The organism is Flagellimonas sp. B-3, assembly GCF_056857835.1.
The window spans coordinates 1,089,124-1,100,939 of record NZ_JBSXNW010000024.1 but is presented as its reverse complement, the minus strand read 5'-3'; the positions used below and the strand labels follow the sequence as shown (position 1 = coordinate 1,100,939).

Below are 11,816 nucleotides of genomic sequence, written 5' to 3'. Positions count from 1 at the left end.
TAATTTTGAAATTATATTTGCACCCGCTTAATAAAGCTTGGTACCTTAGCTCAGTTGGTAGAGCAACGGACTGAAAATCCGTGTGTCCCTGGTTCGATTCCTGGAGGTACCACAAAAAAGCCCGCGAACTATGTTTGCGGGTTTTTTGTTTTTTGAACAAGCGGTGAAACTGCTTCGACATTGCACAGTCAAAGCTACCCTACAATGAGAATCATATGAGATTTGGCTTAAACGAATTTCATTTTAACTAAGTTCTTTGATTGGATGTGTTTATTATTTAAATAAATTGATATATTCTTCGAACCAATATTGTTTCCCTCGTTTAGCACCTGTTATTTCCTTTAGAATACCAAGTTGTTCTAATTCATGCACTAGTTTATATGCTGATGGTAAGGAAAGATCTGTAAGATCTGCCACCTTTTGGACATTGATAAGCGGTCGAAGATAGAGTTTACTCACTACAGCTCTAGCATTGCTCGTTCTTGCACCAAGTCCTTGAATTTTCAAATCAACCTCTTTTTGCAACTTCATAATATTGTTAAAAGTATCGATACTTCCCTTTGCGGTTTCTATAACACCCACCAGAAAAAACTTAAACCATTGTTTAATGTCATTGGCAGTTCTAACTTTCATCAAATTGTCATAATACAATTGCCTATTTCTTTCAAAGAAATCAGATAAGTATAAGATTGGTTTTTTCAAAATACCTTTCTCAACTAAATAAAGAGTAATCAAGAGACGCCCAACTCGACCGTTGCCATCTAAAAAGGGATGTATTGTTTCGAACTGGTAGTGAATAAGCGCAATTTTCAATAGATGTGGCAGCCTTATTTCAGCGTTGTGAGAAAACTTCTCCAAATCTCCCATTAACCGAGGAACTTCAGTATGCGGAGGAGGAATGAATGTTGCATCGGCAATTGAGGCACCACCGATCCAATTTTGACTAGTTCTGAATTGTCCTGGTATTTTATGTTTCCCTCGAACTCCTTGTAGAAGAACTTTATGGGCTAATCTTATTAATCTCGAAGATAACGGTAATTCATCCAGTGATTCAATAGCTTTATTCAATGCTTTAATATAGTTCTGAACTTCTTCCCAATCGTCCCGTTCTTCTTCAGCTATCTCTTCTTTATCCTGCAGCGCTTCTTCTATATTGGTTTTTGTGCCTTCTATTTTACTTGATTTTGTTGCCTCCTTTAGAATATGCATAGAAATGAAAAGATCTATATTAGGCGTATGTTCGGAGTACATATCCAATCTTCCTAGCTGTCTGTCCGCTTGGCTTAACAACTCTATGACCTCCATGTCGTCTAGAGTCCAATTTCGATTGATCTCTTCGGGAATAAAACTATTGAGGGTTCCCTGGCTGACGTAATTCCCTGCTTTAAAGTTCTGCATTATATATTAACTAGCGCAGCTCCTAAATTAAGAAAAAAATAAAAAACTTAAATAACGAATGGGTAATTTTAAGTTTATAGGGAAATTCTTTAAAACTGACCATTCTTAATAAACATACTCCAATGGTCTAGGCTATAATTTTATTAGGCTAGTAGTCGACGAGCAATACTGCGGACGGCGTGCGAGGTGATTCTTTGTAGGTACCACAAAAAAACCCGTAAACTTGGTTTGTCCAAAGAAATAGGAATTGACATACTATACTCCTTTTGGATACCATCGGATATCGATTTTGTAAACGATTCTACACGGTTGGAACACCTGCATAAGGAAATAATCGAGACTGTTACAAAGTACAAGGGCCAAGAAAATATTATCGGATGGAATTTTTCCAATGATGTTTGGCAAGGCCTGTCCGATCGTTACCGGCTTAATGCATTAAAGGAACAACGTAGGGCCTATCATCTTTGGTTGTACAACCTTTTGGAAGATGTGAAAAAAATTGATCCCATACGGCCCATTGCCAAAGATATTTCCATATCTCAAGTAACATCGGCGCTTTTGGAAGATATGCAAACCTATGGTTTTAAAATAGATGCCTATAGCCTAATAGTTGAAAAGCCGTTTTGGTTGAACGATAATTTGACCTATTTGGAACGTGAAAAGAAGCCATTTATATTGGGGGGGATCAATGTGGGGGATTACAAAAAATTTCATGCCCTATGGCCGAACAATGTACCTGTGCTGCTTTCAAATTGGCAAAACCGTTGGGAAAGCCATGCGGTTTCGTTTGATGGGCTACTTGATTTTAACGGGAATAAGACCCAGGCCTATTCAACAATCAAAAATTTATGGACGCCCAATGGTGTGGAAGCCCAACTGCCCAAAATTCGGATTTTGAAACCTTCACTTATTTTGAAGCGAAACTTTACAGCTACCTACCATGCCACTTATTTGAAAAATGGCAGTTGGCATTATTTTGATGAACAGGAAGGAGAGCGGTTGCAATGGTCGCTGTGTAAAAAAGATATCAATGGTAATGATCTGGCTATTAAGATAATGGGATATGGCCCTAAAATGGAAGTAAAAATTCCCGAAGATTATGGTAGGTATACTATAGTCTTGACCTATATGAAAGATGGTTATTCAAAATCGTCCATTGAAAAGTTGAACACGCCCCTGTATTAGTTACTGGCTTTAAAAAAATCTTCACAGAAATTTTTATTTGAAATGCTTTTTTGTGTCCATGCGTTGGTGTAAAATTCTAACGATCTCTACCATACCATTTTCCACTTTTCGATAAAAAATAAGATGTTATTTTATTTTAGTAACACGATAATTTTTTCGAGTTTGTTCCGCTGATTTTCCACTCATAAAGTGATCGGCAATGAATTCAATTTCTGCAATTATTAAGTCATAATATCTGTCCGCTTGCTCTTTCGACCATTTATTTAAAGTGTAAACCCAAATGTTGTTTAAATCCTTAATCGCTTCATGACTTATTCGATATTGGTTTTTACTCATAAGTGTTTGCGATGTAATTCTTTCAGATTTTGTTTTGGGTCAAAATTTTCTACAAATCCACTTTGCTCTCCAATTTCGAGAGCTTTAATAAGTTCTCTTTCTTTCTTTTCTTCTCTTTCCAAAAGTCTTAAAGCTGAGCGAATAACTTCACTTACCGAACCATATCTTCCCGATTTTACTTCTTCTTTTATAAATTCCTCAAAATGATCTCCGAGTGATATTGATGTGTTTTTTCCCATTATTCATTATATTTAAACCAAATGTACCAAATCTTGGTAACGCATCAAAATTGAACACAACTATCTAGCTATGATTTCGTTGTAGTTATAAACTTTTATTTTGTAGGTTTTCTTTCAATTACAGCTAACTTGTTTATAGAAACGTAAAATACACCTCTACACACCCAAATTAAGAGTAAAGTTGATATTGTTATTTACTTTAGTGAAAAGATGATACCCTATTCATCAAATCCTTCTGCAAAAAATTCCGTGATACTTAAATCAAAATAGGTAGATATTCTTTTGATGGTGCTGAATTTTGGGTCCCATTTTCCAGTTTCTATGCGACCAAAATGGATTCCGGTATCGTTGTAGGCGTCTTCTTGGGTAAGATTTCGGATTTCTCTCAGCCCCTTAATCCGACTGGCTAAGTCCTTCAAAAAATCAACATTTTGCTCGTCGTTGTCCATCATAAGACAGCAATGTCAAAATTTTAGATGTTGAAATTAATGACGTAAACGTCATTTTATGTAAATTTGAAGAATCCCAATCACTAAAACTACCTACCATGCCAACACCTCCCATTTCATCCACTTTTACCAACCACCTCCACCAAACTTCCCCTGCCCCCTTGCAAATCACCTTTGCAACCCTTACTATCCGCAACCACCAAAACGGGCAGTTCCTTAACCGGGTGCAACGGCAGCAGAGCCGTATCATCCTCCAGAAATTGCCACAAACGGGCCTGGCCGAAATGACGGTACTGGATAATCTGGTGTTTTGTTTCTCCTTCCAGTTCCGCATTCCTAGTGCCAAGGAGTTCCATAATATTGAAATGCTGTCCCTGCCCCGATCCTTGGATCGCGGCAGGCTGTTTGTAGATAATGAAAAATTGCGGCTATCCTTTAGGATAGATGCCCCGGACCCTTCGCTTAGGGTAGAGGTTACGCATACCTACCAAGGCGTTTGTGACCTAAAAGAACTCTGCGCGCCCGTTTCAGGACAATCGGTGTAGCTGCAAAACCATGGCTAGCCCCCCACTTGAGCACCCTTTTTACCGTTTTTAAATTCACTTGGGCTTAAACCATAGCGTTCCTTAAAAATCTTGGAAAAATAACTCCGGCTGGTAAATCCAATGGAGTATACCACCTCGGAAATGTTCATTTCGGTGGTTGTAATATAATCGCGGGCCAATTCCAGCCTTGCATGCCTTATATATTCCGTTACCGTTTTATTGTACAACAACTTAAACCCTTCTTGGAGCTTTGCTTGGGTAAGGCCTGTTTCGGCAGAAATGTCTTCCAACGAAAAATCCTTGGCAATGTTTTTCTCTATTTTTTTGGCATAGCTGCGTATCGTTTTCAGCTCCCTTTTTAATAAGCTGGTCTGGGGCCTTTTGTTCATCACCTCTTTGTTATGCTGCATCATGTGCATGGATAGAATTTGATAAACATAGCCCTCGATCATCATAATGCGGATCATTCCCTTTGCCTTGATCTTTTTTATAGCGGATATCACCTCGGCTATTTTCAAATTGTAAGAACCGTAGTAAGCGAACACTTTTTCCTGGTCAGTATCCAAAAATACTTTGTACAACTGTTTGTTGAGTTCTTCTCCCTGGTTTAACCTTTTGCGCAAGAACGGCTTTCTACGCACCTGTATTACGGTTTGGGAAACCTTCACGTTCTTGGGAAAATACCTGTCCGTAATGCCACCATCCCGATTGGTAAGGATAACGGACTGGAATTGCTCCATGATCTTGATCTTATCTTCCGGCTGGTACCCGAATTTATGTCCACAATACCCCTCCAGGCAATAATAAAAATTGATGGGGTTAAAATTTGAAGTGTCCACCTCAATCAATACCTCATCAAAAAAAGTAATGTCCAGTTCCAATAAACTTACCCCCCAATCGAAGGTAATGAAACGGATACTCCCCTTTGCCTTATCGTTGGAAACACTCAAAGTGTACTGCCCCCATCGTTCTTCTATCTTCCCTCCTATCACATTTTTTATTTGCTCCACCGATTCGGCGGTATCTTGGGCGTCAACCTTGATTTTTACCATTGGAATATTATGCTGCTGTTTGTTTAATTAATGCGTTTTTATCTTATAAAGATAGTCTTTGTTGTTACTTGGACAACCATGGGCACCCACCTACGTCCACTTTTATAAAAAGTTTATCAAAAGCATCACAATAAAATTTGTTTGAGTCAATCTTTTCACCAACTTAATGCTTATTTGTGGATAAGATTCCAGATAATTATGATTTACAAACTTTCAAATGAAGCAGGGAGAGAAGAGATAGAAAAAGAGTTTGGAATCCCGTTCAGATATCCAAATTTATACCTGCCAAACCCCATTATCAATGGTTTTCATGAAACAAACTTATGCGTGGTGACCATGGAAAACCCCAATAAAATATCGTTTGCCATTTGGGGACTTATGCCCCAAGACTTTAAAGAAGATTGGCAAATATTTCAGGACAAGACCAATACATTGAATGTACAGATGGATGAGCTGCAAAGCATTGGCTGGATGCAGGATTCCTATAAAAAGAGGCGTTGTTTAATCATTGCAACCGGTTTTTATACCCATCTTTTGGAAAATGGCAACACATGCAGCTACTATATTTACCAGGCATCCGAAAAACCTTTTTACTTGGCAGGCACATATAACAGGCTAAACGATGGTTTTTTGTGCGCGGCGTTAACGGTGGGCAAAACGGACCCTTTCGTTTCCAGTTACCACAACATTAGCAACCTCGCTCCTGTTATTCTCCCCAAAGAACAGGCTTACGATTGGCTTAGCACAGATTCCGACACAAAAAAACTGGAAGAAATTATCCAAAATCCCAAAAAGATAAAATTGAAGGCCAAACGCCTGTCCAACGAGTTTTTTCTAAAAAATTTGAGCTCAAACACCCAATTGGGACCATTATTTGTTGGTCTGCAACATTGAAAAAACAAATCCACAACCTTCTCACAAAAAGATTTTTACACCAAAAAGCCCAAAATGTTCCTTTTGAGTCAACAATAACACGAAAAGCGGCAAGCCACGGACCAAAAGCAAGCTACATTTGTAATGTACTGATTAACAATTGATCAGACATTAACTTAAAACACTACTATTATGTTACGTTGGACAGTCACCTTTATCATATTGGCCATTATTGCCGGTATATTCGGGTTTGGTGGAATTGTAGCAGGAGCGGCAAGTATAGCTAAAATCCTTTTCTTCATATTTATTGTATTGTTTATTATTTCGTTGATAACAGGAAGAAAAAAATTGTAGAAACACACACTAATTAAAAATCATTAACCTAAAAAAGAGAACCCATGAGAAAATCAATAAGTTTATTTACAATGCTAATTGCAATGGCACTTACCTTGAGTATAACCAGTTGCAGAGAAACAAAAGAAGATAAGGCCGAAGAGGCCATTGAAGATGTGAAAGACGGAGTGGAGGATGCTGCCGATGATGTGGAAGATGCCGCAGAAGATGTTGGGGACGACATTGAGGATGCTGCCGATGACGTGGAAGATGAAGTAGAAGATGCCACAGACGACAGTCCACAATAATTTTCACATTATACCACATAAGAGGATGTCTAAAAAGCAATAAAGTTTTGACTTTGTCAGGTTGAGCGCAGTCGAAACCTAAAGAAGTTTGATAATCAATAGGTTTCGACTGCGCTCAACCTGACAGATAATTTACTTTTTAGACAGCCTTTTTTTATTGCCCTCCCCCCTAATTCTCTCCCCAAAGTGTTGATAAACCAATATTCGTTTATACCTTAGAACAAATAAACACCACCATTTTTTGAAGACCGTCCTTACCATCCTATATGTTCTGACCTCCGTTTGGGCCATTGGGGCCATAATTTATCACGGAAGAAGGCCGTCGCGCTCCATAAGCTGGGCACTTGCCATTATAACTTTGCCCATTTTGGGAGCAGTTCTCTACTATCTGTTTGGGATGAATCGCAGAAAGTTTAAATTCTTCAACACAAAAGAATTTGAAAAAAGAAACAGATACACTCCCCCTAAAATTTCTGCCCAAGAAAAATTCCTGACCCATTTTGATGCAGATATTCGAAAAGAAAGACTCAACCGATTAATAAAAGCCAACTCCAACACCACTGCAAAAACAGGGAACAAAATAATACCTCTTCAAGATGGCGAGGAAACCTTTAATGTACTTTTCAAAGCCATGGAAGAGGCCAAAAACTTTATCCATGTACAGTACTATATTTTGGAAAGAGGCACCCTTTTGGACAAAATGTTGGAACTTTTTGAAAGAAAAATCAAAGAAGGTGTAGAGGTTAGGATTATTTACGATTCCTTGGGCAGCTACCAATTAAGGGGGCGACCCAGGAAAAAGTTTCAGGATGTTGGGGTAAAGATCTATCCCATAATGCCGATCCGACTTAAAAACCTACTGTTTTCGCTCAATTTTAGGAACCATCGAAAAATTGTGATCATAGACAACAAAGTGGCTTTTACCGGGGGTGTCAATGTTTCCGATAAATACATTAAACGAGAAAACGAACTGGGCAAATGGAAAGACACCCACTTAAAACTCGAAGGGCCCATTGTAAACGATCTACATCTGATTTTCCTTAAAGATTACTTTTTTGCAAGCAACAAAGAGGATTTTCATATCGCAGACTACCTATCCGAGCAACAAACGGCAGGCGATGTTCGTGCACAAGTGGTGGCAGGGGGGCCAGATTCCAAGCATCCGACCATTATGCAACAATATATTGGCATGATGAACCAAGCCAAAAATTCCATTTGCATAGCAAATCCTTATTTTGTGCCAGGGGAGGCTTTTTTACAAAGTTTAAAAATTACCGCAATGGAGGGTGTAAGCATCTCCCTTTTGGTACCCAAAAAATCAGATTCCAAAGCAGCTAAGTTTGCCATGTTCTCCCATTTTGAAGAATTGCTTCAGGTTGGCGTAAAAATATATCTTCGAGAAGATTTCTCCCATAGCAAAATAATGATTGTCGACGATGATCTGGTGTCCATCGGATCTGGAAATTTTGATATCCGAAGCTTTGAACTCAACTACGAGACCAACATCCTTATTTATAACAAGGAAATTAACACCGAAATGACAGCAGAGTTTCAAAAAATATGTAACAAATCGGAACCCGTTACCTTGGAGCGCTATCAGAACAGGACCATTTGGTTCAGATTTTTGGAAGGATTGTTCAAATTCTTCAAACCGCTGTTATAAGCCCATCTCAATTCTTATTTGCATCAATCATTGATTCAATAGAGATAAGTCAACCCCAGTACAAAACTATCTTTGTATCAAAATAAAACAATCATGAAGAATCTATTTTTAATACTATTTTTAATTGGAGCAACAACCGTAAGTGCCCAGAGCATATCAAAAAACGCATTGGGTATAAGAGTAGGCGACAACGACGGATTTGGAGGGGAAATCTCCTATCAACGCTATCTTAAGGAAAACAACAGATTGGAGTTTGACCTTGGTTGGAGGGATTCTAACAACGTGGATGCATTTAAATTGGTAGGTCTTTATCAATGGGTAATGCCAATTGACGGAGGTTTTAACTGGTATGTTGGTGCCGGTGGCGGTGTAGGGTCTTTTGATGCAGGCGATAACGATGGCGTTTTTGCCCTTGTCGCCGGTGATATTGGTATTGAGTATGATTTTGAAATCCCATTGCTCATTTCGCTGGATATGAGACCTGAACTAGGTTTTAACGACAATTATTCCGATGACCTCGACTTGGATATAGCACTTGGACTCCGATATCAGTTCTAAACAACATATAATCACATGTATAAGGGCAAATCATGATTTGCCCTTTTTTTAACCCTTTAACCTTGAAAAGAAAACTAAAGCTACTTTTTCTACTACCCATAGCCGTATTTTTAGTAATCGTAATTTTGAAAGAACCCAAAAACACAATCCCCAACAGTATAAAGCAAGAGGTTGAAATTGCATTGCAGCATTTTCCAGAACTTAAGGGCATTCCCATTAAATTCAAGTTTAAAAAAAGCATTAAAAAATCGGTGATGCAGGCCCAACCCACGTGGAGCGGCCTTCTTAAATCCAAAAACAAGCGCAGCTATGTAATTTTAATCAGTGAAAAGTTTAAAATATCCGGGGAAGAGTTTAAAACGGCAGATGTTCCCAAAGATGTTTTAATTGGATGGATAGGCCACGAACTCGGTCATGTTATGGACTACCAACAGCGGAGCAACCTTAACCTTATTGGTTTTGGGATTCGCTATGTGCTTTTGAAGGAATTTGTTAAAAAAGCGGAACGTGCTGCGGATTCGTTTGCGGTATCTCGGGGTATGTCCGAATATATTTTGAAGACCAAACGGTTTATTCTTAACCATTCCCAAATTGATGAAACCTACAAAACAAGGATAAAACAATATTACCTCTCTCCTGATGAAATTATGGAAATGGTAAAGGAGCAAGACTCCATTAAAGACAACTTCTTATGATTGTTGGGATACAAAATCCTCCCATTCCTTAAAGCGATCCTCCCCCATTACCCGTTCCATTTTTACCTGACCGCCCTTTTTCTTGTTTGCCCCGTTCCAATCGGCGAACATTTGTTGGGGCACAAAATTCACTTTTACACCTTCCAAAGCTTTGCTTCGGGCCACTTTATAGTTTTTATTGGCTTCTTTTAGGTAGTTGTCCAAAACAGTTGCTGTTTTTTCTTCATCCAAACTTTTATCGGACCCCAAATACCAGGAGTGGTAAAAACCATCATCAAAACGTTTGGCGCAAAGGGTATATTCGGGAATCTTGATATTCAGTTCTTCTTCCAAATGTTTCACGGCATCATTCAACTTGTTTACCGAAAGTTGAGAACCTACGGTATTCAAAAAAAACTTGGTGCGCCCTGTAATTTTTATTTCAGCACGTTCCACATCAGTAAAGGCAATGGTGTCGCCAATAATGTACCGCCATGCTCCAGATACGGTGGATATGATCAGAACGTAATCCACATCTTCTTCCACCTCATCCAACGCAATAGAGGGTGCATCATCCGTTAGGGAGCCATCTTGATTCACATATTGCGGGTTAAACGGTACAAACTCAAAATAGATACCATTATCTGTTATGAGTTTCATCGCCGAGGTCCCCGGACGATTTTGGCAGGCAAAGAATCCTTCGGAAGCCAAATAGGTATCAATAATTTGTATGGGATGATCCAACAAGGCATTAAAACTTTTCTCGTAAGGATCAAAAGCTACCCCTCCGGAGGTGTAGGCCTGTAAATTGGGCCATATCTCGTGAATGTTGTCCACATTATGATAATCTATAACCTTTTTGAGCATTAGCTCCATCCAAGAAGGAATTCCGCTAAGCGCACCAATATCCCAATTTTTGGCATTTTTGGCTATGGAGAGGACACGCTCGTCCCAATCGTCTATTTTGGCGATTTCATCTCCGGGTTTATAGTATTTTTTAAACCAAAACGGAATGTTACTGGCACTTATTCCGCTAATTTCACCCTCCTTTTTACCGTCGCGCTCCTGTAGGTTGGTGGAACTCCCCAACATCATGATTTCCTTCTCGAAAAAATCCGCAGGCATATCAAAATTGCTCATGGCAAACACTTGGTGCCTGCCTGCCCGGGTAATGGAATCCAACATATCTTTGGTAACGGGTATTCTTTTGGGTTTTTTTCCCGTGGTACCGGATGATAGTGCAAAAAAATCAGGACTGCCCGGCCAGGTAATGTCAGCTTCGCCCTCAATGGTCTTGTTCCACCATTCCTCGGTGATCTTCTTATAATCGTGATAGGGTACAGCTTCGGCAAAAGTCTTTTGGGGGGCATCGGATTTTAATATGGAAGCAAAATCATATTGCTTGCCAAACTGCGTATCCTTGGCCTTGTCCAACAATTCTTTCAAAACTTTTTGCTGCTCCTCGACCGGGCTTGTTGCCTTGCTGAGGGCATCTCGTGCTTCGATAACGCCTTTTATAATATTTCCTATGATTGCCATATTGGGTAACTTACAGGATCAAATTTACCTACATAGCTGCAATCCGGTTTACTCAATCCATTTTTAGATTGACTTAAATGATCTTAAAGATTTATTGTTGTCTCCAAGGATGGCGATAATCTGGAAGCTTTTTGGGTTTCGGGCTGCACAAAGTTATTGGCAATTTTGGAAAAAAGAGGCTCTGGAGTTTCTTCGTGTACACAAACATGCCCACTGGATGAGTTGACCTCAATTACGACCAAGGAAAGATAATCCATAAGGTGTTCTGCCTCATTGATCAGGATTCTTACAACTTGTAGCCGTACAGCATATTCCAAATTAACAATATGCAGATGGTTCAATTTACTTTTGCCCGCTACTTTTTTCCAGATAATTTTCAAGCCTCGTTTTTATACAAAAATAGCCCAAATAATATTTACTTTATGTTTAAGTTACATTAATTTAACATTGAAAATAGCACGAAACACCTTTTCCCAAATTTGACTTACAATTAGAGGATGGACAGATTATCAACCAGATAGAAGTGAGATTAACCCAATTCCGTTATTTTTTTAGATTTCAATAGGACTTATTGGATTCAACTTCTTAATCTTTTCATAAATATGAAAATCAAATGGTTCCATAGGCAAAAAATATCAAACTAACTCTTATATTTAGCCGATTA

At 38.9% G+C, this 11,816-nt stretch carries 15 protein-coding genes and 1 tRNA gene; 9 read left to right on the top strand and 7 right to left on the bottom strand.

The window, feature by feature from the left end:
- The first annotated feature begins 39 nt into the window (after positions 1 to 39).
- Positions 40 to 112, top strand: a tRNA-Phe gene (locus AC13CS_RS17475).
- 161 nt (positions 113 to 273) lie between these two features.
- Here the strand turns inward: AC13CS_RS17475 and AC13CS_RS17470 are convergent.
- Positions 274 to 1,398 (bottom strand): Fic family protein, encoded by a 1,125-nt coding sequence (locus AC13CS_RS17470; protein WP_482889036.1) that lies wholly within the window; start codon positions 1,396 to 1,398, stop codon positions 274 to 276.
- A gap of 228 nt (positions 1,399 to 1,626) precedes the next feature.
- Here AC13CS_RS17470 and AC13CS_RS17465 point away from each other — a divergent pair, with 228 nt between their 5' ends.
- Entirely contained in the window at positions 1,627 to 2,583 is a 957-nt protein-coding gene (locus AC13CS_RS17465) for a hypothetical protein (RefSeq protein WP_482889035.1), read from the top strand.
- Between the two features lie 126 nt (positions 2,584 to 2,709).
- Here AC13CS_RS17465 and AC13CS_RS17460 read toward each other — a convergent pair whose 3' ends face one another.
- The 3 genes from AC13CS_RS17460 to AC13CS_RS17450 all read right to left on the bottom strand — a co-directional run bounded on the left by AC13CS_RS17460 (position 2,710) and on the right by AC13CS_RS17450 (position 3,610).
- On the bottom strand, positions 2,710 to 2,919 hold the full coding sequence (locus AC13CS_RS17460) for a type II toxin-antitoxin system RelE/ParE family toxin (protein ID WP_482889034.1): 210 nt from the start codon (positions 2,917 to 2,919) through the stop codon (positions 2,710 to 2,712).
- Positions 2,916 to 3,158, bottom strand: coding sequence for a type II toxin-antitoxin system ParD family antitoxin (locus AC13CS_RS17455; protein ID WP_482889033.1), 243 nt, complete (start codon positions 3,156 to 3,158; stop codon positions 2,916 to 2,918). The genes AC13CS_RS17460 and AC13CS_RS17455 overlap by 4 nt, the downstream gene beginning before the upstream one ends.
- Before the next feature lie 218 nt (positions 3,159 to 3,376).
- The gene (locus AC13CS_RS17450; RefSeq protein ID WP_482889032.1) at positions 3,377 to 3,610 is read right to left on the bottom strand and encodes a helix-turn-helix domain-containing protein; all 234 of its coding nucleotides are present in this window, start codon (positions 3,608 to 3,610) and stop codon (positions 3,377 to 3,379) included.
- 95 nt (positions 3,611 to 3,705) lie between these two features.
- On the opposite strand from AC13CS_RS17450, the gene AC13CS_RS17445 reads away from it, so the two are divergent.
- The gene (locus AC13CS_RS17445; RefSeq protein WP_482889031.1) at positions 3,706 to 4,152 is read left to right on the top strand and encodes a hypothetical protein; all 447 of its coding nucleotides are present in this window, start codon (positions 3,706 to 3,708) and stop codon (positions 4,150 to 4,152) included.
- A gap of 14 nt (positions 4,153 to 4,166) precedes the next feature.
- Here AC13CS_RS17445 and AC13CS_RS17440 read toward each other — a convergent pair whose 3' ends face one another.
- Positions 4,167 to 5,204 (bottom strand): helix-turn-helix domain-containing protein, encoded by a 1,038-nt coding sequence (locus AC13CS_RS17440; protein WP_482889030.1) that lies wholly within the window; start codon positions 5,202 to 5,204, stop codon positions 4,167 to 4,169.
- Positions 5,205 to 5,402: 198 nt separating this feature from the next.
- On the opposite strand from AC13CS_RS17440, the gene AC13CS_RS17435 reads away from it, so the two are divergent.
- The 6 genes from AC13CS_RS17435 to AC13CS_RS17410 all read left to right on the top strand — a co-directional run bounded on the left by AC13CS_RS17435 (position 5,403) and on the right by AC13CS_RS17410 (position 9,634).
- Positions 5,403 to 6,098: an SOS response-associated peptidase family protein gene (locus tag AC13CS_RS17435; protein WP_293165506.1), complete on the top strand. Its 696-nt coding sequence runs from the start codon at positions 5,403 to 5,405 to the stop codon at positions 6,096 to 6,098.
- A gap of 171 nt (positions 6,099 to 6,269) precedes the next feature.
- Entirely contained in the window at positions 6,270 to 6,431 is a 162-nt protein-coding gene (locus tag AC13CS_RS17430; protein ID WP_482889029.1) for a DUF1328 domain-containing protein, read from the top strand.
- A gap of 44 nt (positions 6,432 to 6,475) precedes the next feature.
- Positions 6,476 to 6,718 (top strand): hypothetical protein, encoded by a 243-nt coding sequence (locus AC13CS_RS17425; protein ID WP_163624837.1) that lies wholly within the window; start codon positions 6,476 to 6,478, stop codon positions 6,716 to 6,718.
- A 241-nt stretch (positions 6,719 to 6,959) separates the two neighbouring features.
- Positions 6,960 to 8,381: a cardiolipin synthase gene (cls, locus tag AC13CS_RS17420; protein WP_293165510.1), complete on the top strand. Its 1,422-nt coding sequence runs from the start codon at positions 6,960 to 6,962 to the stop codon at positions 8,379 to 8,381.
- 93 nt (positions 8,382 to 8,474) lie between these two features.
- Positions 8,475 to 8,939 (top strand): hypothetical protein, encoded by a 465-nt coding sequence (locus tag AC13CS_RS17415; RefSeq protein WP_163624839.1) that lies wholly within the window; start codon positions 8,475 to 8,477, stop codon positions 8,937 to 8,939.
- Positions 8,940 to 9,001: 62 nt separating this feature from the next.
- Positions 9,002 to 9,634, top strand: a complete 633-nt coding sequence (locus tag AC13CS_RS17410; protein WP_293165513.1) for a hypothetical protein — start codon at positions 9,002 to 9,004, stop codon at positions 9,632 to 9,634.
- Here the strand turns inward: AC13CS_RS17410 and AC13CS_RS17405 are convergent.
- The gene (locus AC13CS_RS17405) at positions 9,629 to 11,152 is read right to left on the bottom strand and encodes a GH3 family acyl-acid amido synthetase (protein WP_482889028.1); all 1,524 of its coding nucleotides are present in this window, start codon (positions 11,150 to 11,152) and stop codon (positions 9,629 to 9,631) included. The genes AC13CS_RS17410 and AC13CS_RS17405 overlap by 6 nt on opposite strands.
- A gap of 83 nt (positions 11,153 to 11,235) precedes the next feature.
- Positions 11,236 to 11,532 carry a hypothetical protein gene (locus tag AC13CS_RS17400; RefSeq protein ID WP_482889027.1) on the bottom strand — a complete coding sequence of 99 codons (297 nt, stop codon included), beginning with the start codon at positions 11,530 to 11,532 and terminating at the stop codon, positions 11,236 to 11,238.
- Between the last annotated feature and the right edge of the window lie 284 nt (positions 11,533 to 11,816).

Excerpts from the sequence above, each read along its gene's own strand:
- AC13CS_RS17470 (WP_482889036.1), bottom strand. The coding sequence starts at position 1,398 with ATGCAGAACTTTAAAGCAGGGAATTACGTCAGCCAGGGAACCCTCAAT.
- AC13CS_RS17460 (WP_482889034.1), bottom strand. The coding sequence starts at position 2,919 with ATGAGTAAAAACCAATATCGAATAAGTCATGAAGCGATTAAGGATTTA.
- AC13CS_RS17455 (WP_482889033.1), bottom strand. The coding sequence starts at position 3,158 with ATGGGAAAAAACACATCAATATCACTCGGAGATCATTTTGAGGAATTT.
- AC13CS_RS17450 (WP_482889032.1), bottom strand. The coding sequence starts at position 3,610 with ATGATGGACAACGACGAGCAAAATGTTGATTTTTTGAAGGACTTAGCC.
- AC13CS_RS17445 (WP_482889031.1), top strand. The coding sequence starts at position 3,706 with ATGCCAACACCTCCCATTTCATCCACTTTTACCAACCACCTCCACCAA.
- AC13CS_RS17440 (WP_482889030.1), bottom strand. The coding sequence starts at position 5,204 with ATGGTAAAAATCAAGGTTGACGCCCAAGATACCGCCGAATCGGTGGAG.
- AC13CS_RS17435 (WP_293165506.1), top strand. The coding sequence starts at position 5,403 with ATGATTTACAAACTTTCAAATGAAGCAGGGAGAGAAGAGATAGAAAAA.
- AC13CS_RS17430 (WP_482889029.1), top strand. The coding sequence starts at position 6,270 with ATGTTACGTTGGACAGTCACCTTTATCATATTGGCCATTATTGCCGGT.
- AC13CS_RS17425 (WP_163624837.1), top strand. The coding sequence starts at position 6,476 with ATGAGAAAATCAATAAGTTTATTTACAATGCTAATTGCAATGGCACTT.
- AC13CS_RS17415 (WP_163624839.1), top strand. The coding sequence starts at position 8,475 with ATGAAGAATCTATTTTTAATACTATTTTTAATTGGAGCAACAACCGTA.
- AC13CS_RS17405 (WP_482889028.1), bottom strand. The coding sequence starts at position 11,152 with ATGGCAATCATAGGAAATATTATAAAAGGCGTTATCGAAGCACGAGAT.